Source organism: Rhodoferax sp. (assembly GCF_023700745.1).
Classification (GTDB): Bacteria; Pseudomonadota; Gammaproteobacteria; order Burkholderiales; family Burkholderiaceae_C; genus Rhodoferax.
In genome coordinates this window covers 303,790-322,737 of the sequence record NZ_JAMPYG010000001.1, presented here as the reverse complement: position 1 = coordinate 322,737, position 18,948 = coordinate 303,790, and the positions used below count along the sequence as shown (strand labels likewise).

Annotated in this window: 16 protein-coding genes; 5 read left to right on the top strand and 11 right to left on the bottom strand. The window is 63.6% G+C overall.

Going from position 1 to position 18,948, the window contains the following annotated elements; translation table 11 throughout:
• The first annotated feature begins 71 nt into the window (after nt 1-71).
• The gene (locus NDJ10_RS01580) at nt 72-2,291 is read left to right on the top strand and encodes a bifunctional (p)ppGpp synthetase/guanosine-3',5'-bis(diphosphate) 3'-pyrophosphohydrolase (RefSeq protein WP_296159302.1); all 2,220 of its coding nucleotides are present in this window, start codon (nt 72-74) and stop codon (nt 2,289-2,291) included.
• Between the two features lie 59 nt (nt 2,292-2,350).
• Here NDJ10_RS01580 and NDJ10_RS01575 read toward each other — a convergent pair whose 3' ends face one another.
• Nucleotides 2,351-3,220, bottom strand: coding sequence for an inositol monophosphatase family protein (locus NDJ10_RS01575; RefSeq protein WP_296159301.1), 870 nt, complete (start codon nt 3,218-3,220; stop codon nt 2,351-2,353).
• A 107-nt stretch (nt 3,221-3,327) separates the two neighbouring features.
• On the opposite strand from NDJ10_RS01575, the gene NDJ10_RS01570 reads away from it, so the two are divergent.
• Nucleotides 3,328-4,050, top strand: coding sequence for an RNA methyltransferase (locus NDJ10_RS01570; RefSeq protein WP_296159300.1), 723 nt, complete (start codon nt 3,328-3,330; stop codon nt 4,048-4,050).
• Between the two features lie 173 nt (nt 4,051-4,223).
• On the top strand, nt 4,224-4,997 hold the full coding sequence (gene cysE / locus NDJ10_RS01565; RefSeq protein ID WP_296159299.1) for a serine O-acetyltransferase: 774 nt from the start codon (nt 4,224-4,226) through the stop codon (nt 4,995-4,997).
• Here the strand turns inward: cysE and NDJ10_RS01560 are convergent, their stop codons facing one another.
• From NDJ10_RS01560 to NDJ10_RS01515, 10 genes are all read right to left on the bottom strand, one after another.
• Entirely contained in the window at nt 4,998-6,059 is a 1,062-nt protein-coding gene (locus tag NDJ10_RS01560; protein WP_296159297.1) for an NAD(P)/FAD-dependent oxidoreductase, read from the bottom strand.
• A gap of 108 nt (nt 6,060-6,167) precedes the next feature.
• On the bottom strand, nt 6,168-6,497 hold the full coding sequence (fdxA, locus tag NDJ10_RS01555; RefSeq protein ID WP_296159296.1) for a ferredoxin FdxA: 330 nt from the start codon (nt 6,495-6,497) through the stop codon (nt 6,168-6,170).
• A gap of 70 nt (nt 6,498-6,567) precedes the next feature.
• Nucleotides 6,568-7,884: a GTP-binding protein gene (locus NDJ10_RS01550; RefSeq protein ID WP_296159295.1), complete on the bottom strand. Its 1,317-nt coding sequence runs from the start codon at nt 7,882-7,884 to the stop codon at nt 6,568-6,570.
• Nucleotides 7,885-8,006: 122 nt separating this feature from the next.
• Nucleotides 8,007-8,978, bottom strand: coding sequence for a sulfate adenylyltransferase subunit CysD (gene cysD, locus NDJ10_RS01545; RefSeq protein WP_296159294.1), 972 nt, complete (start codon nt 8,976-8,978; stop codon nt 8,007-8,009).
• A gap of 3 nt (nt 8,979-8,981) precedes the next feature.
• Nucleotides 8,982-9,740, bottom strand: a complete 759-nt coding sequence (locus NDJ10_RS01540) for a phosphoadenylyl-sulfate reductase (RefSeq protein WP_296159293.1) — start codon at nt 9,738-9,740, stop codon at nt 8,982-8,984.
• Nucleotides 9,737-10,135, bottom strand: coding sequence for a DUF934 domain-containing protein (locus NDJ10_RS01535; protein ID WP_296159291.1), 399 nt, complete (start codon nt 10,133-10,135; stop codon nt 9,737-9,739). The genes NDJ10_RS01540 and NDJ10_RS01535 overlap by 4 nt, the downstream gene beginning before the upstream one ends.
• Before the next feature lie 19 nt (nt 10,136-10,154).
• Entirely contained in the window at nt 10,155-11,963 is a 1,809-nt protein-coding gene (locus NDJ10_RS01530) for a nitrite/sulfite reductase (RefSeq protein WP_296159290.1), read from the bottom strand.
• Nucleotides 11,964-12,011: 48 nt separating this feature from the next.
• Nucleotides 12,012-12,803 carry a sulfite exporter TauE/SafE family protein gene (locus NDJ10_RS01525; protein WP_296159289.1) on the bottom strand — a complete coding sequence of 264 codons (792 nt, stop codon included), beginning with the start codon at nt 12,801-12,803 and terminating at the stop codon, nt 12,012-12,014.
• An 86-nt stretch (nt 12,804-12,889) separates the two neighbouring features.
• Nucleotides 12,890-13,495, bottom strand: coding sequence for a chromate transporter (locus NDJ10_RS01520; protein ID WP_296159288.1), 606 nt, complete (start codon nt 13,493-13,495; stop codon nt 12,890-12,892).
• Entirely contained in the window at nt 13,492-14,118 is a 627-nt protein-coding gene (locus NDJ10_RS01515) for a chromate transporter (RefSeq protein ID WP_296159287.1), read from the bottom strand. Before NDJ10_RS01515 ends, NDJ10_RS01520 begins: the two co-directional genes overlap by 4 nt.
• Nucleotides 14,119-14,394: 276 nt before the next feature.
• On the opposite strand from NDJ10_RS01515, the gene smc reads away from it, so the two are divergent.
• Complete coding sequence (gene smc / locus NDJ10_RS01510) at nt 14,395-17,913, top strand: chromosome segregation protein SMC (RefSeq protein WP_296159286.1); 3,519 nt, start codon at nt 14,395-14,397, stop codon at nt 17,911-17,913.
• Nucleotides 17,910-18,944, top strand: coding sequence for a cell division protein ZipA C-terminal FtsZ-binding domain-containing protein (locus NDJ10_RS01505; protein ID WP_296159285.1), 1,035 nt, complete (start codon nt 17,910-17,912; stop codon nt 18,942-18,944). Before smc ends, NDJ10_RS01505 begins: the two co-directional genes overlap by 4 nt.
• Nucleotides 18,945-18,948 lie beyond the last annotated feature (4 nt).

The following is an 18,948-nucleotide window of genomic DNA, read 5'->3' as shown; positions in this document are numbered from 1 at the left end:
CGAGGGCGGGCCTCCTACAACTGCAGGGCCTCCCACACAATTCGCCATGACGATCAACACCAACTATATTGATGAAAAGCCAAGCCACAGCCAACCCTGATCCCGCCGCCAAACCGGTCCTGCCGGTGGTGGCCGCCACTGCTGACAGCTTGCCGGAGCAGGCCCATGCGTTGGCGCGCGCGCGTGCTTTTGCCGAACCCCTGCTGGTCACCGAACTGCTCGACACCGGTGAAAACATTCTGGCCCACGCCGACGCCGTGGCGGCCATCCTGCGCAGCATTGGCGGCTCCGAAGCCATGCAGGCCGCCAGTTACCTGGTCTATACCTGCGACCACCTGAACCGTCCGCAAGAGGTGATCGCCAAGGCCTTTGGCGACAATTTTGCCGCGCTCGCCATGGAAACCACCAAGCTGGTTCGGGTACAGCGCCAGGCCCGGCTGGTGCGCGCGCGCGGCCACAGCGCCGGCCTGCAGCCCGCTGCCATGCAAACCGAAAACGTGCGCAAGATGCTGCTGGCGTTTTCGCGCGACCTGCGCGTGGTCATGCTGCGCCTGGCGTCGCGTTTGCAAACCCTGCGCTTTTTTGCCGCCTCCAAATTACCTATCCCCGAAGGCATCGCCGCCGAGGCCCTGCAGGTTTTTGCGCCGCTGGCCAACCGCCTGGGCATCTGGGAAATCAAGTGGGAAATGGAAGACCTGGCGTTTCGCTTCCAGGAGCCCGACACCTACCGCCAGGTGGCCAAATGGCTCGATGAAAAGCGCGCCGAGCGCGAGGCCTACGTCGAACGCCTGCGCGCCCGGCTCGAGGCCGACCTGAATGCCAACGGCATCAATGCCAGCGTTTCGGGCCGACCCAAGCACATCTACAGCATCGTCAAGAAAATGCGCGGCAAGGGGCTGGACTTCGAGCATGTGTACGACGTGCGCGCGCTGCGCATCGTGGTCGCCAGCGTGCCCGAGTGCTACGCCGCCCTGAGCTGGGTGCACAGCCACTTCACACCCATCGCCGAAGAATTCGACGACTACATCGCCAAGCCCAAGGTCAACGGCTACCAGTCGCTGCACACCGTGGTGCGCGACAGCGGCGGCCAGGTCTGCGAGATCCAGATCCGCACCCAGGCCATGCACGACCACGCCGAAAACGGCGTTGCCGCCCACTGGGCCTACAAGGAAGCCGGTGCCAAAGGCTATGCCGGCGTCTCGGCCAGCGGCGCCTACGACGCCAAAATTGCCGTGCTGCGCCAGCTGCTGGAATGGGAACGCGACCTCTCGGGCATCCAGACGCAAGGCGCTTTTGACGACCTCATCTACGTGCTCACCCCCGAGGCCGCCATCGTCGAGTTGCCGCAGGGCGCCACCGCGGTGGACTTCGCCTACAGCGTGCACACCAGCCTGGGCCACCGCTGCCGGGGCGCGCGCGTTGACGGCGCCATGGTGCCGCTCAACACGCCGCTCAAGAACGGCCAGACCGTCGAGATCATCACGGTCAAAGAGGGCGGCCCCTCGCGCGACTGGCTCAACCCCGAGCAGGGCTACCTGGTCAGCCACCGCGCGCGCACCAAGGTACGGGCCTGGTTCAACGCCCTGGCTTTGGCCGAAACCACCGCCAAAGGCCGCGAAGCCGTCGAAAAACTGCTGCAGCGCGAGGGCAAAACCGCCCTCAAGCTCGACGACCTGGCCTCCCAGCTCGGCTTCACCTCGGCCGACGCCCTGTTTGAAGTGGTCGGCAAGGAAGAGTTTTCATTGCGCACCATCGAGCAGCTGCTGCGCCCGGACGAACCCCCTCAGCACGACCTGGAGGCGCCGCTCATCCGCAAACCCCGCAGCGACAGCAACCCGAGCAAAGGCGGCTTGCTGGTGGTTGGCGTGGACTCGCTCATGACCCAAATGGCCAAATGCTGCAAACCGGCGCCGCCCGACGCCATCTGCGGTTTTGTCACCCGCGGCAAGGGCGTCAGCGTGCACCGCACCGACTGCCCCAACCTGAAGGAAATGGTCGCCAAAAATGGCGAACGCCTGATCGACGTCGAATGGGGTCTGAGCCAAGCCGGCGGCGGCTCGGTGTTCCCGGTCGACGTGGCGGTGCAAGCGCAAGACCGGCAAGGTCTGCTGCGTGACATTTCCGAGGTCTTCACCAAGGAAAAAATGAATGTCATCGGCGTGCAGACCCAGTCCATCAAAGGCACCGCGTGGATGACCTTCACGGTCGAGGTCGCCGACACTGGCCGCCTGCACAAAGTACTCGGCCTGGTCGCCGAACTCTCCGGCGTGCGCTCGGCCAGGCGAAGGTAAGTCAATTCAACTGGGGGCATTCGCGGCGAGGGCGCCGCTCCTACAGGGGGCGGGGGGTGTTATTGCGTCTTGGCCAACTCGGCCACGGCTTCGCGCACGGCGGCTTTGTCGCCGGCGCCGGCAAATTTGCTGTATTTGCCAAGAATGGCCACCATCTGGCCGTAGATGCGCGGGTTGGCGGCCATGCATTCTTTTTGTTCCAGAAAATTGGCGTCGCCCGAGAAATTGCCGACCAGGCCGCCGGCCTCGGTGATCAGCAGCGAGCCAGCGGCCATGTCCCAGGGTTGCAGGCCGAGTTCAAAAAAGCCGTCGGTAAAGCCGGCTGCCACGTAGGCCAGATCGAGCGCGGCGGCACCGGGGCGGCGCAGGCCGGCGGTGCGTTGCATCATGTCGCCCATCAGGCGCAGGTAGGTGTTGAGGTCGTCTTCCGGGCGGTAGGGGAAGCCGGTGGAGAGCAGGCATTCCTGCAGGCGGGTGCGTTTGGCGACGCGGATGCGGCGGTTGTTGAGGTAGGCGCCGCGGCCTTTGGTGGCGGTAAACAGGTCGTTGCGGCTGGGGTCGTAAATGACCGCCTGCTCGACCTTGCCCTTGACTGCCAGCGCAATGCTGACGCAATAAATCGGCAGGCCGTGGATGAAGTTGGTGGTGCCGTCGAGCGGGTCGATGATCCAGACAAATTCGGAGTCTTGCGCGCCATGCATGCGGCCTGATTCTTCGGCCCAGATGGCGTGGCCGGGGTAGGCGCCCAGCAGGGTTTCGATGATGATGGCTTCGGATGCGTGGTCCACCTCGGTGACAAAGTCATTGACCTGCTTTTGGGACACGCGGACCGATTCGACGTCGAGCGCGGCGCGGTTGATGATGGCGCCGGCAGCGCGGGCAGCTTTGACGGCCACGTTGACCATGGGGTGCAAGTTTGAAGTTGTCATATGAATTGTGTAAGACGGACGGATCGGGCCTGGGTCTGTATGATGAAAGAGCGGAGCGCTGAACGGCGATGCGGACAGCGACAATAGCGTTATTTTAACGGGCCACCATGCAGACGCGTTTTATTCTGATCCATACCAGTCATGCCGGCAATGTCGGCGCTGCCGCACGCGCCATGAAAACCATGGGTTTTGACGATCTGGTGCTGGTGGCGCCGCGCTGGGCCAATGTGCTCAACCGCGAAGAAACCATCCAGCGCGCCAGCGGTGCCCTTGACGTGCTCAAGAACGCCCGCATTGTGGCCACGCTCGATGAAGCGCTGGATGGCATGACGCACCTGTGTGCTACCGCCATGACACCGCGCGACTTCGGCCCGCCCACGGTGGCACCGCGGGCGCACTTTGAGGCGCTGCTGAAAGCCCCCGATGTCAGCCAGACCGGCGTGGCTTTTTTGTTTGGTTCCGAGCGTTTCGGCATGGCCAACGAAGACGTTTACCGCTGCCATGCCTGCCTGAGCATTCCGAGCAACCCCAGGTTTGGCTCGCTCAATCTGGCGGCGGCGCTGCAGGTGATTGCTTATGACTGGCGTGAGGCGCTGGGCGGCTACCCAGTGCAGCCGGCCACCACAGAGCCGGTGCTGGCGGACGCGGCGCAGGTGGCCGGCATGCTGGCGCACCTGGAGCAGGGGCTCACCAGCATCGGGTTTCTGGACCCGCAATCGCCCAAGAAACTCATGCCGCGCCTGAACCAGTTGTTCAACCGCGCTGCGGTGACCCAGGAAGAAATCCACATCCTGCGCGGCATTGCCAAGATGATGCTGAAGCAGCAGTGAAGCCGGACAACCCATAAAGAGGGCGGCCCTGCCTTTGTGGGAGGCCTTGCCTTTGTAGGAGGCCCGCCCTCGGGCCGAAGGCTGTTCTGGGGGCATTCGCGGCGAGGGCGCCGCTCCTGCAGGGCGCCGATGCCACATTAGCAGACGCCTTTGCGAGCGAATAAACTCACCCCATGTATTCAAGACTCAAATCCGACGTTCAATGCATTCTGGAGCGCGACCCGGCGGCCCGCACTGCCTGGGAAGTGCTCACCTGTTACCCCGGCGTGCACGCCGTGTTGCTGCACCGGCTGGCGCACGCCTGCTGGACGCATGACTTCAAATGGCTGGGGCGGTTTATTTCGCATCTGGCGCGCTTTTTCACCGGCATCGAGATTCACCCCGGCGCCAAAATTGGCGAGCGCGTGTTTTTTGACCATGCCATGGGCGTGGTGGTGGGCGAGACCGCTGAAATTGGCGACGGCTGCACCATTTACCAAGGTGTGACGCTGGGCGGCACCTCGCTTTACAAAGGCACCAAGCGTCACCCCACGCTGGGCCGTGGCGTGGTGGTGGGGGCAGGCGCGCAGGTGCTGGGCGGCTTTACCGTGGGCGATGGCGCCAAGGTAGGCTCGAACGCGGTGGTCACCAAGCCGGTGCCCGCAGGCGCCACCGCCGTGGGCAACCCGGCGCGCATCATCCAGGCCGAGCAGGATGCGAAGCGCGAGGAGGCGGCTTCCAAAATGGGCTTTTCAGCCTATGGTGTCACGCAAAGCGACGATCCCCTGAGCCAGGCCATGCGCGGCCTGATCGACAACGCGGCCACGCAGGAGCACCAGATTTCCATGCTGTGGCAAGCCCTGGAAAAGCTGAGCTGCCAGCGCAACGAAAGCACCGTGGTGCCGGGCGACGCTGCCATGCAGGAGCATTTCCAGGCCGACAAGCTCAATCAGCTAGTGGGGAAGTAATCAGGCTGAAGCCGCGTTGGTTTCAACGCCCAGCCGCTGCTGCAACAGCGCACTGCTGGTGGTGTATTGCAGCACGCCCGAGGCTTGCGGGTTGAGGTAACTGGCCGCGGCAAAGGCGGCCAGCGTGGCTTCGTGAAAACCGCAGACGATCAGTTTCTTTTTGCCGGGGTAGCTGTTGACATCGCCCACGGCATAAATCCCGGCTTCGCTGGTGGCAAACGTGGCCGGGTCCACGCTGAGTTGTTTGCGCTCCATGGTCAGGCCCCATTCGGAGATTGGCCCCAGTTTGGGGCTGATGCCCTGGCACACCAGCAGCGCATCCAGTGGCAGGTTCAGGGTCTGGTCTTCGGGGGTGTTTACCGCCACCGACGTGAGCCGGTCGCCCTGCGTTGCGATGCTGGTGATTTGCCCGGTGATAAATTGGATGCGGCCATTGGTACGCAATTCGGCCAGCTTTTCCAGCGCCTGCGGGCTGGCTTGCAGCACGTCGCGCCGGTGCATCAGGGTCACGCTGGCGGCCTGGTGGGGTCCTTCAGCGACCAGGGCGATGGCGTTGTCCACCGCGTTTTCTTCGCCGCCGACCACCACCACATGCCGGCCCTTGCGTTGTTCAGGGCGGGGCAGGCGGTAAAACAACTGGCTGCCGGCAAAAGTTGCCAGCCCGTCAATTTTGAGTTCCTTGGGCACAAAGGCGCCTACACCTGCGGCAATGAACACGGTACGGGTCAGAAATTGCTGTTCCGGCGTGGCAACAAGCCAGCGGCCATCGGCCTGACGCTTGAGCTGGCTGACCTGCTGGTTGAAATGAAACGTGGGTTTGAAGGGGGCCACTTGTTGCAGCAGCCGCTGTGTCAACTCGCGGCCGGTGCTGTAAGGCAGGCCGGGAATGTCGTAGAGGGGCTTGTCGGGGTAGAGTTCGATGCACTGGCCGCCAGCCTGCTCCAGCACATCGACCACCTGGGCGTGGATGCCCTGCAGACCCAGTTGAAACACCTGGAACAAGCCCACCGGCCCGGCCCCGATGACCAGGGCGTCGGTGGGGATGGGGGTGGGGTCAGTCATGGGGTGCGGGGGTCAAAGACCTTCGCGGCGAGGGCGCCGCTCCTACAGAGCAGTGTTCCCACAGGATGCTGCTCCCACAGGGTGCCGACATGGGAATCGATTTCGGGTTCAGCGGATCAACTCGGACAGTTTGCCGGTCTTGTCTTTCCATTCTTCGGCTTCGGGCAGCGCTGGTTTGCGCTTGGTGATGCTTTTCCAGGTGGGCAGCTTGGCCAGCTCGGCGTTGAGCTTGGTCATGTGGCGCTGGTCCTTGGGCACATCTTCTTCGGCGTAAATGGCGTTGACCGGGCATTCGGGGATGCAGACTGCGCAGTCAATACATTCATCGGGGTCGATGGTCAAGAAGTTGGGACCTTCGCGAAAACAGTCCACGGGGCAGACATCGACACAATCGGTGTACTTGCACTTGATGCAGGCTTCGGTGACGGTATGGGTCATGTTGGTATTTCTTCGGTTGTAAGCAAAAGAGAGATTTTAAAGGCTCGGGTTCAAGGGCTGCGGTATCGTGTCAATTCACCAGGGCCGCCCCTGCGGTTCTGTGGCTGGCGGTATCGACCAGCACCAAAGCGCCCAGCACGCGCGAGGTGTTGAACGACTGCACGGCAAGGGGCTCCTGCAACAGCAGTTCGACGTGGCCGATGCTGTTGGCTGGGAGCGCGCTTGCGTCCTCCTCGGCCAGCGTGTTGATGTCGAGCCGGTGCACCACGCGTTTGACGCGCGCTTTCACCCAGCGGTGGCCGTGCAGCGCCCAGTAGGTGCGCCCGGCGACCAGCGGTTCGTCATCCATCCAGGCCACCGTGACCGTGATTTCACGGCTGGCGGGCGCGGCATCAGTGGCCAGCAGCCAGTCGCCGCGCGACACGTCCACTTCGCGGTCGAGCACGATACCGGCGCTGTGACCGGCTGGTACCGTGCGCGGCTGGCGGGTGTGGCCCAGCACCTGGGCGATGGTGGCGGTTTGTCCGCTGGGCAGCACCTTGACGGTCTGGCCGACCTGGGCAACGCCCGCACCGACCCGGCCCCAGAACACCCGGCGACCTTGCGAGGTGTCGGCGCTGGCAGAAAATTTTTCGACCCATTGCACCGGAAATGCCAGTGGCAACGCCGTATCGGCGGGGGTCACCGGCAGTTCTTCCAGAATGTCGAGCAGGCTCAGGCCGTTGTAGCCGCACCAGCCGTCGTCGGTCGATTCGACCACGTTGTGGCCCTTGAGCGCCGAGATCGGCACGATGGCGGTGACTTCAATGCCAGCCTCGGCTGAGAACTTTTCCAGTGCTGCGCGGATATGGACAAATGCCTTTTCGGCATCGGCACCCAGAGCGTCGAGCTTGTTGACGGCAAAGACGATGCTGGGCACGCGCAGCAAGTGGCACAGCAGCGAATGGCGGCGGGTCTGTGGCAGCAGATTCAAATCCGCGTCCTGCCATTGCAGCTTGGTGGCATCGACCAGCACCACGGCGGCATCGGCGCTGCTGGCGGCGGTGACCATGTTGCGGGTGTATTGCTCGTGGCCGGGCGCGTCGCCAATGATGAACTTGCGGTTGGCGGTGTTGAAGTAGCGGTAGGCGACGTCGATGGTAATGCCTTGCTCGCGCTCGGCGGAGAGGCCGTCGGTGAATTGCGCCAGGTCGGCTTCGCCGCTTTTGGAGACGTTGGCCAACTGGTCTTGCAGCACCGAGCGGCTGTCAACGAGCAGGCGGCCGATCAAGGTGCTTTTGCCGTCATCCACGCTGCCGCAAGTGATGAATTTGAGGGCCGTGCTGGTGTCGGACTGGCCTGGCGTCGCGGTCTGTGCAGTTGGCGCAGCGGAATTATTCGTGGTCATCATGGTGAGGGTGATTGAGTTAACGGGTCAATGGCTGTTCGGGGGCATTCGCGGCGAGGGCGCCGCTCCCACAGGGTGCTGGCCCTGCCTTTGTGGGAGGCCCGCCCTCGGGCCGAAGGCTGCTAGAAATAGCCATCTTTTTTGCGCTTCTCCATCGAAGCTTCCGAGGTTTTGTCGTCCATGCGGGTGGCGCCGCGTTCGCTCACGTCGGCGGCCAGGGTCTCCATGACGATTTGTTCCGGCGTGGCGGCCAAGCTTTCGACTGGGCAGGTGCAGGTGATGTCGCCCACGGTGCGAAAACGCACGTCGCGCATTTCTGCCACTTCGCCGGGTTTCAGGGGCGTGAGTTCGGTCACCGGCACCAGCAGGCCCTTGCGTTCGACCACTTCGCGCTGGTGGCTGTAGTAGAGCGCGGGCAGGGCAATGGCTTCGCGCGCAATGTATTGCCAGACGTCGAGCTCGGTCCAGTTGCTGATCGGGAACACGCGGAAGTGCTCGCCGGGCTGCAGTTTGGTGTTGAACAGCGTCCACAGCTCGGGCCGTTGGTCTTTGGGTTGCCACTGGCCAAAGCTGTCGCGGTGGCTGAAGATGCGCTCCTTGGCGCGGGCTTTTTCTTCGTCGCGGCGGGCGCCGCCAATGAGTGCGTCAAAACGAAATTCTTCGATCGCTTCGAGCAGCGTGACCGATTGGTGCACGTTGCGTGACTCACCCGGATGCGCCAGGCGCACGGTGCCGCGCGCCATCGAGTCTTCAACGCTGCGCACGATCAGTTCGGCGCCCAGTTCCTTGGCGCGGGCGTCGCGGAAGTCAGTGACCTCGTGGAAGTTGTGGCCGGTGTCGATCATCAGCAGCGGGTAGGGAATCCGGCCGCCGGTGGCCGGCGTGCCAAAGGCTTTCTCGGCGCACTTGAGCATCACCAGCGAGTCTTTGCCGCCTGAAAACAGCAGGGTCGGTCGCTCAAAGGCGGCGGCCACTTCGCGCAGGATGAAGATGGTTTCTTCTTCGAGTGCGTCAAGGTGGGCGTTGCTTAAATGGTCGGGGCGAGGGTGGTGCGTCATGGTTTGCAGCAGTTCTGATGGGGTAGGTGCGTTCATTTTTCAGCTTTTTATGTTCGGCAGCGGGCTGGCTTTGACGTGCAGGCCGCATTCCTTGGCAGTTTCGTCTTCCCACCACCAGCGTCCGGCGCGGAAGTCTTCGCCCAGGCTGATGGCACGGGTGCAGGGGGCACAGCCGATGCTGGGGTAGAACTGGTCGTGCAGCGGGTTGTAGTCGACCTTGTTTTGGGCGATGTAAAACCACACGTCGCCCCAGGTCCAGTCGGCCAGCGGGTTATATTTGACTTTGGCTGCATCGCTGCGGTCGATTGAGGGCACTTCGGCGCGGGCACCTGATTGCTCACGGCGCAGGCCGGTGATCCAGGCGTCCTTGCCAGCCAGGGCGCGGCCCAGCGGCTCCATCTTGCGAATGCCGCAGCAGGCCTTGCGCAGGGCAATGCTCTTGTACATGGCGTCTTTGCCTTCGCGTTCCACGAATTGGATGGCGACTTCCTGGACCGGCTTGAACACCTGCACTGGTGCCCGCGAGCTGGCCTGCAGCCGCTCCAGCAGCGCCAGTGTTTCGGCGTGAAGTTGGCCGGTTTCCAGCACAAAGATGCCGATGTTGAGCTGCAGGTTGTTGATCAGGTGCGCCAGCACCATGTCTTCGGCGCCCAGACTGCAGGCCAGCGTGATGCGCGGCGCGTCGCCGCTCTGTCGCGGGGTGTAATCTTGCGCGGCCTGCTGCAGCAGTGCCTGGGTGTCGGCGAGCTTTTGCGCGAAGGTGCTGGAGGCGCGGGCGTTGAGGTCGATCGCACTCATGGGGTGGCTTTCTGGCGGGTGAACAGGGCCTGCGGGCTGGCGGAATCACCCTGGTAAAACTCCGGGTAACGCTGCAATTGACGCTCGGCATGCGCCAGATTCTGGTCGGCGCGCAACACGGCCGAGCTGAAACCGCTGCGCTGCATTTGCAGCACCTGGTCCACCAGGACGTCGCCGGTGGCGCGGATGTCGCCCTTGAAATCGAGGCGTCGGCGCAGCAGGTAGGCCTGGCTGAAGGCGCGCCCGTCGGTGAACTTGGGGAAATGCAGGTTGATGCGTGTGACGCCATCGAGCGTCAGGGTGCGGGGATCGACGTCATTGGCCAGGTCGATCACCTGGCCGTCAGTCGGCGCCTCGGCATGGGCGGCTGAAGAAATCAGTTCAAGCGTGTTCATGTTCAGGAGCTTCCAGGTTTCAGTCGGTTGCGGCATCGGCCGTGGCGAGGTGGATGTGCAGCACTTTGCCACCGTCGCGGGTTTCGTGGCGGACGGCGTTGGCTGCCAGCTTGAACGGCTCCAGGCCGAGGCGGCGCACGCAGGCAATGAAGGTTTCACCGGTCAGGCGCTGGGCGCTGTAGGTGTCGAGCAGCGCTTCCACCACGTCGGTCACTTCCGAGGCGGCAAAGGATGGGCCGATGACCTTGCCGGCCACGGGCAGGCCGCTGAGCGTGCTGCCGTCGGAGCCGCCCAGCGAGATCTGGTACCACTCGCGACCATCCTTGTCCACGCCCAGGATGCCGATGTGGCCGGTGTGGTGGTGGCCGCAGGAGTTCATGCAGCCGCTGATGTGCAGGTCAACGGCGCCCAGGTCGAGCAGTTCGTCCAGGTCCTGGTAGCGCTCGGTGATGGCTTGCGCCAGTGGAATGGAGCGGGCATTGGCCAGCGCGCACAGGTCGCCGCCGGGGCAGGTGATCATGTCGGTGAGCAGGCCAATGTTGGCTTTGGCCACGCCCAGAGCGCGGGCGGCTTGCCACAGGGCGGGCAGTTCGGCGGCAGCGACCCAGGGCAGCAGCAGGTTTTGTTCGTGTGTGACGCGCACTTCGCCGGCGCTGAAGCGGTCTGCCAGATCGGCGGCGGCATCGAGCTGTTCTGCCGTGGCATCACCGGGCGCAAAACCGAGGCGTTTGAAGGACAGCGTGACCGCGCGCAGCGCCGGGTTTTTGTGCGCGCGCACGTTTTGGTTAAGCCAGCGCTGGTATTCGGCGCTTTCCTTGTCAGTGAACTGTATCGCCTCGGGCTGGGCGGCCGGTTTTGTCAGCGCGGGCGCCACGAACGAGGCGGTCACGCGGTCCAGCTCGGCCTGGGGTATGGCGTGTGCCGCGCCATCGTGCGACAAAATCTGCTCGTACTCGGCGTCCACTTCGTCGATGAAGCGCTGGCCTTCGGCTTTCACCAGGATCTTGATGCGGGCCTTGAAGAGGTTGTCGCGCCGGCCAAAACGGTTGTAGACGCGCACCACGGCTTCGAGGTAGTTCAGGATCTGGTTCCAGGGCAGGAACTCGCGCAGGGTGCTGGCGATCATCGGGGTGCGGCCCATGCCGCCACCGACCAGCACCTTGAAGCCGATCTCGCCGGCGGCGTTGCGCACCAGGTGCAGGCCCACGTCATGCCAGGAAACGGCGGCGCGGTCTTCGCGTGCACCGTTGATGGCGATCTTGAATTTGCGCGGCAGGAAGGCAAATTCAGGGTGCAGCGTGCTCCACTGGCGCATGATTTCGGCATAGGGCCGGGGATCAATAAGCTCGTCGGGGGCGATGCCGGCCAGAGCGTCGCTGGTGATGTTGCGGATGCAGTTGCCGCTGGTCTGGATGCCGTGCATGTCGACCGTGGCCAGCAGGTCCATGACATCGGCGCTCTTGTCCAGCGGGATCCAGTTGAACTGCACGTTTTGGCGGGTGGTGAAGTGACCATAACCCACCGGCAGGTGCGGCGTACCCAGTTCGGCCTGGATTTTGCTGGCGTGTTGGTAGACGGCTGCGCTGGGTTGGTCGTATTGGCGGGCAATTTGTGCCAGTACCCGCAATTGCCGGCTGGCCAGTTCGCCGTAAGGCACGGCCACACGCAGCATGGGCGCGTAGCGCTGGATGTACCAGCCGTTTTGCAATCGCAACGGACGAAATTCGTCGTCGCTGAGTTCACCCTTCAGGTTGCGCTCCAGCTGGTCACGATGCTGGGCCGCACGTTGACGGATGAATTGACGGTCAAAATCTGTGTATTGGTACATGTTTCTTGGATACTAAAGCGAAGCCGATGGGTTTGGAATACGAAGGAATCAGAGCGCGATCAGTTTGGTGCCGGCATAGGCCAGCAGCACCGACAACAGCGAGCGGATCACGCGCTCGGACACACGGGTCATGAAGTGCGAACCGAGCCAGATGCCAGGCAGCGAGCCTGCCAGCAGCAGGCTCAGCATGGACCAGTCGACCGAGCCCAGCGTGGCGTGGCCGGCACCCGCCACCAGGGTGAGTGGCACGGCGTAGGCGATGTCGGCGGCCACGATGCGTGGCAGCGGCAGCATGGGGTAGAGCAACATCAGCGCGGTGACGCCAATGGCACCGGCGCCCACCGAAGTCAGCGACACCAGGGTACCGATCAGGGCGCCCAGCAGCAGGGGCAGGCTCCAGTGGCGCGGCGTGGTGGCTTGTGCCTCCTGGCCAGCGGCGATGCGTGTCGGGGCGGCCTTGCCGCGCAGTGCCTTGTACAGGGTGGCGGCTGCCGTGAGCAGCAGGGCTACGCCCAGTGTCGAGGTCATCAGGTGTTGAATGGCCGCATCAGCCGGACCCACGGTTTTCAGCATCCACAGTGTGATGAGGGCCGCCGGAATGCTGCCCGCGCTCAGGTGCAGCACCACGCGCCAGGGCACCAGGCCGGAGCGCGCCATCTTGACCGTGCCGCCCATTTTGGTGAAGGCGGCAAACAGCAGGTCGGTGCCGACCGCCATATAGGGTTTGACGCCGAAGACAAAGATCAGGATGGGCGTCATCAGCGAGCCGCCGCCGACGCCGGTCAAACCGACCACGATCCCGACAAAAAACCCGGCAAAAATGAAAGCAATGTCATGCATGGGGGTGGACTGTACGGGCCAACCCATATATTTCAAACTACATTTTGATGATTACCATATATGTAGAAAGAATATGATGGATTTGTTCAAACCCAGCCCATAGCCCCGAGCAATGCGCCGGCGCCGAGCAACCACAACAAATGCAGCCGGGTGCGCCACACCAGCACCGCCACCACGGCGGTCAGCAGCCACAACGGCCAATGTGCCAGGTCGGCGCCGTGGGCGGCAGTGAGAATCCAGCCAGTGGCGATCAACAGGGCGACCACCACCGGCGCCATGCCCTGTTTGAAGGCCCGCACGGCACGCAGTTCGCGGTTTTGATGGCCCCAGCGCGAAGCCACAAAAGTGAGCGTGGTGCTGGGCAGCAAAATACCCAGCATGGCCAGCAGCATGCCCAGCAAGGCGCTGCCCCAGCCGATCCAGCCTGCCGTCAGACCGCCGCCCGCGTTCAGGCCCACATGCCAGCCCATCAGGGCAACAAACAGCACGTTGGGGCCGGGCGCCGCCTGGGCGATGGCAATCGAGGCGTTGAATTGCCCGTCGGTGAGCCAATGGTTCTGGTACACCAGGGTGCGGTGCATGTCGGGTACGGTGGTGATGGCCCCCCCCACCGCCAGCAGCGACAGCGACAAAAAATGCGTCAGCAGTGCCAGCCAGTCGGCCGCGCCCAGGGTGATCAGGGTGTGGTTCATGGCGCGCCTTTCCCGAGCCGCCCCAACTGGTGGTAAGCCCACAGCGCGGCCAGGCCGCCCAAGCCCAGCAACACCCAGATCAGCGGCAGCTTGAGCAGGGCAATGGCGACAAAAGTGGCCGCCGCCAGCGTCCAGCTGATGGTGGTTCCGAGCACGTTGTCTTTCAGGGCAGACAACAGCCGCAGGCCGGTGGCCACGATCATGCCGGCCGCCACCGCACCCATGCCGCGCAACGCGCCCTGCACCATAGGCGAATCGGAGACACCCGAGAACAAGGCCGCCAGGATCAACACAATGACCAGCGGAAAGCTCAACATGCCCGCCAGCGCCACCATGCCGCCGCGCACGCCAAAGTAGCGGTCGCCAATCATCAGCGACAGGTTCACCACATTGGGACCGGGCAGCACCTGGGCCACCGCCCAGTCTTCGACAAACTGGGCCTGGGTGAGCCATTGCTTCTTGTCCACCAGTTCGCGTTGGGCAATGGCGACCACGCCGCCAAAGCCTTGCAGTGCCAAACCCGTGAAGGCCCAGAAGAGCGCGCCCAATGAGTTGGGGCCGGGGGACGGTGAAGCGGGAGGCAAAGGTTCTTGCCTGGGGTGGAGTTGGCTTGTTTTGGGCATGAGGCAATTATCCGTGCTGGCCCGGATGAAGCACGGCGCAAACCGGGACATCTGTCTTGACAACTACCGTCTGGGGCGAATCAGCCGGGCAATGCGCCTTGCTGCGTGTCACCCGCCCGCTGCGCGGGCTCCTTCTTTACCTTCGCAAAGCGCATTGCCCGGCTGATTTTGCGAGTGATTGGGCAGGCTGGCAGCAAGTTATCATGGCACCTCGTTTTCTTTGACCCGGCTGTGGGCCGGGTTGCTTCCTCCCATTTGCCGTTTTTACCGATTCCTGTGCGCCTCAATTCCATCAAGTTATCAGGCTTCAAGTCATTCGCCGAGCCGACCAATTTTTTGCTTCCAGGGCAACTGGTGGGGGTGGTCGGGCCCAATGGCTGCGGCAAATCGAACATCATGGACGCGGTGCGCTGGGTGCTGGGCGAGAGCAAGGCCTCGGAGTTGCGTGGCGAGTCGATGCAGGACGTGATTTTCAACGGCACCACCACACGCAAGCCGGCCAGCCGCGCCAGCGTGGAGCTGGTGTTTGACAACGACGACCACCGCGCCGGCGGTCAGTGGAACCAGTTTGGCGAGATCGCCGTCAAGCGGGTGCTGACGCGCGACGGCAACAGCAGCTACCTGATCAACAACCAGGTGGTGCGCCGGCGCGATGTGCAGGATGTGTTTCTGGGCACCGGGCTGGGGCCGCGCGCCTACGCCATCATTGGCCAGGGCACCATCAGCCGCATCATCGAGAGCAAGCCCGAGGAGCTTCGGCTGTTCCTGGAAGAGGCGGCGGGCGTATCGAAGTACAAGGAACGCCGCCGTGAGACCGAAAACCGCCTGGGCGATACGCGGGAAAACCTGACCCGCGTTGAAGATATCCTGCGCGAACTCAACGCCAACCTCGACAAGCTGGAAAAACAGGCCGAGGTAGCGCAAAAATTCAACGCCCTGACGGCTGCCGGCACGCTCAAACAGCACCAGCTCTGGTATTTGAAGCGCGGCGAATCACAGGCCGAGCAGGACCGGATCCAGACAGAAGGCCTGGCTGCGGTGAATGCGCTGGAGGCTCGCATGGCGGACCTGCGTCACGTCGAGGCCGAGCTGGAAACCGTGCGCCAGGCCCATTACGCCGCTGGCGACCAGGTCAACCAGGCGCAGGGCCGCTTGTATGAAGCCAGTGCCGAAGTGGGGCGACTGGAAGCTGAAATCCGTTTTGTGGTGGAAGGGCGCCAGCGCGTTGAACTGCGGATGCGCACCCTGGCTGAGCAGGGCACCGAATGGGCCACACGCCGCCAGGACGCCGAGGCTGCCCTGGAAGATTTGGCAGAACTCGAACTGCTGGGCGAGGACAAAAACGAGGTGCTGGCCGCCCAATTGGAGGAGCAAGCGCAACACCTGCCGACGCTGGAAGAGGCGCTGCGCCAGGCCCAGCGCGCTGCCGGCGACCAGCGTGCCAGCGTGGGTCAGGTGCAGCAACAGATTGGCGTGCTGGCCGCCGAGCAGCGCAGCATTGAAGAACAGTCGCGCCAGCTGGGCTCACGCCGTGAGCGCCTGCTGGCCGACCGCAACAGCCTGGTGGCGCCGGATGAGCTTAAATTAACCGAACTGCAGCGCCAGCTGGATCTGGCGCAGGAGGCCTCCAGTGTGGCGCAGGCCCGGCTCGAGACGTTGAGCGACAGCGCCCCGGAGCTGGACGAGCGGCGCCGCAACCAGCAGCAGAGCGTGAACCGCGAGTCGGCGCAGCTGGCCGAGCTGTCAGCCCGGCTCGAAGCGCTCAAGGCGCTGCAGGAAAAGGTCAGGACCGACGGCAAGTTGCAGCCCTGGCTGCAAAAACACGGCCTTGACCACTTGCAGGGCCTGTGGAGTCGCTTGCATATTGAGCAAGGTTGGGAGAACGCCCTGGAAGGCGCTTTGCGTGAACGCCTGGGTGCCCTGGAGGTGAGCCGGCTGGAACTGGTGCGCGCCTTTGCGCAGGACGCGCCACCGGCCAAGCTGGCGTTTTACAGCCCGCCGCCCGCTGCCCCGGCGCCGGCCCACGGCGCGATGCCCAGGCTGTCTGACTTGCTGCGGCTGCACGATGCCGGTCAAAAAGCGGTACTGGACGACTGGTTGCAGGGCTGCTTTACCGCGAACAGTCTTGAAGACGCCTTGGGCAGCCGCGACAAGTTGCAAGCGGGTGAGTTCATTTACGTCAGGACCGGCCATGCGGTCGGCCGCCACAGCGTCGGCTTTTACGCGCCCGACTCCGAGCAGGCGGGCCTGCTGGCGCGCGCCCAGGAAATTGAAAACCTGGAAAAGGAGCTGCGCGCCCAGGTGCTGATCAGCGACGAGGCGCGTGCCTTGCTGGTGCGTGCCGAGGCCGCCTATGCCGATGTCGCACAGCGCCTGGCCATGACCCGAAAGGAAGCGGCCGAGACACAGCAGAACACCCACACGCTGCAGGTGCAGACGTTGCAGTTGAGCCAGCAGGCCGAGCAGGCCCGCAGTCGCAGTGCCCAGCTTGCCAGTGACCTGGCGGAGGTGGAGGGCCAGCTTGACGAATTGCAGGAGCGCCGTGTTACCGCCGAGGCGCGCTTCGAGGAACTCGACATGCAGCTTGCCGACGCCCAGCAGCGCCATGCTGAGCTTGATGACCAGGTGATGGCGGCCGAGCGCAAACTGGGCGCCAGCCGCGAGCAGTTGCGCAGCCTGGAGCGTGAAAAACAGGAGGCCACTTTCAGCTTGCGCAGCCTGGACGCGCGCAAGGCCGAGTTGTCGCGCGGCATCGAGACCGCGGTGGCGCAAGCGGCAGCGGTGGCGTCGGAAACGCAACGGGCACAGGATGAACTGGCGCGCCTCAACGACGCCGCCGCGCAGGGCGGACTGCAGCAGGCCCTGGCCGTCAAGCTGGAACGTGAACAAGCGCTGGGCGCCCAGCGCAGCCAGTACGACGACCTGACGGCCAAACTGCGCGCCAGCGACGAGCGCAGGCTGCAATTTGAGCGTGACCTGGACCCTTTGCGCGCCCGCATCACCGAATTCCAGCTCAAGGAACAAGCGGCCCGGCTGGGTTTTGAGCAATACAGCCAGCTCCTGAGCGACGCCCAGGCCGACCTGCAGGCGGTGGCACTGTCGATTGCTCAGGACAACGTGCGCCTGGCTGGTTTGCAGGGCGAGATAGACCGCATCAACCGCGACATTGCCACCCTTGGCGCGGTCAATCTGGCGGCCCTGGATGAGCTGGTCGCTGCGCGCGAACGCAAGCAGTTTCTGGATGCCCAGATGGCTGACCTGATGGCGGCCATGACCACGCTCGAAGACGCCATCAGGAAAATCGATGGCGAAACCCGTGAGCTGTTGTCGGGTACCTTCAACAAGGTCAATGAACACTTTGGCAAGATGTTTCCGGAGCTGTTTGGCGGGGGCAATGCGCGCCTGGTGATCACCGGCGACGAAATCCTGGACTCGGGGGTGCAGGTGGTGGCACAACCGCCGGGCAAGAAAAACCAGAGCATTGCCCTGCTTTCGGGGGGGGAAAAGGCACTGACCGCGATTGCGCTGGTGTTTGCCATTTTCCAGCTCAATCCGGCGCCTTTCTGCCTGCTTGACGAAGTCGATGCGCCGCTGGACGATGCCAACACAGAGCGTTATGCCAAACTCGTGACCAGCATGAGCAAAGACACCCAGTTTTTGTTCATCAGCCACAACAAGATCGCCATGGAAATGGCCAGACAGCTGATCGGTGTCACCATGCAGGAACAAGGCGTGTCACGCATTGTGGCGGTGGACATGGACGTGGCGCTGTCGATGACAGAATGGAGTGAATGATGTCTTTGCAATTGGGTTTGCTGGTATTGGGGGTACTGGTGTTGCTGGCCATGGCGGCTTATTACGCCTGGCTGGCCAGAAAAAACAAACCGCGCCAGGCGGAACCGGTAGCGTCGCGGTTGCCGGAATCCCTGGAAGGGCGCATTGAGCCCCATTTGAGCGACCACCCGCTTGACGGCGACACGTTTGCCGCGCCAGCCCCGGAAAAAAAGCCGGCGCTCGATTTGCTGATTGATGCCGTGGCGCCGATTGCACTGGAGGCGCCAGTGTCTGGCGAAGCCGTGCTGGCAGCATTGCCATTGACGCGACGGGTGGGCAGCAAACCTTTTGCCATCGAGGGCCTGAATGCCCTGAGCCAGCGCTGGGAGCCACCGATGGCAGGCCAAACATACGTCCAGTTGCAAGCCGGTGTGCAACTGGCCAACCGCTCCGGCCCGCTCAACGACATCGAGTTTTCCGAATTTGTCATGAAAACCCAGGATTTCTGCGATGCCATCAATGGCACGCCCGATTTGCCCGTGATGCGCAATGAGGTCAACCGGGCGCGCGAGCTGGACCAGTTCGCCAGCGGCCACGATGCCCAGCTGGTGCTGGTGGTGCAGGCGCGCCGGGCGGCCTGGAGCCCCAGCTATATCCAGCAAACAGCGGCAAAATTCGGTTTTGTCATGGGTTCCATCGCTGGCCGGATGGTGATTCCGGCCAGAACGAGCGGCCTGCCGCCGGTGGTGAGCCTGAACTTTGACACGCTCACCGCCCTGGCTGACGACCCCACCCAGTCGGCCTTGCGCCAGATCACGCTGGGGCTGGATGTGGCGCAGGTGGACCGCACTGAAAACCCGTTTGAGCGCATGCGTGAAGTGGCCGATGCGCTGGCGCAAGAGATGGACGGCATGGTCACCGACGACCAGGGCGCCGCCTTGTCGCCCGAGGGCATGGCTGTGATCGCATCTGAGCTGGAACAGCTCTATGACATGCTGGCCCAGCGTGAGCTGGCGGCGGGTTCGCCGCTGGCGCGCCGGCTTTTTTCCTGACCCT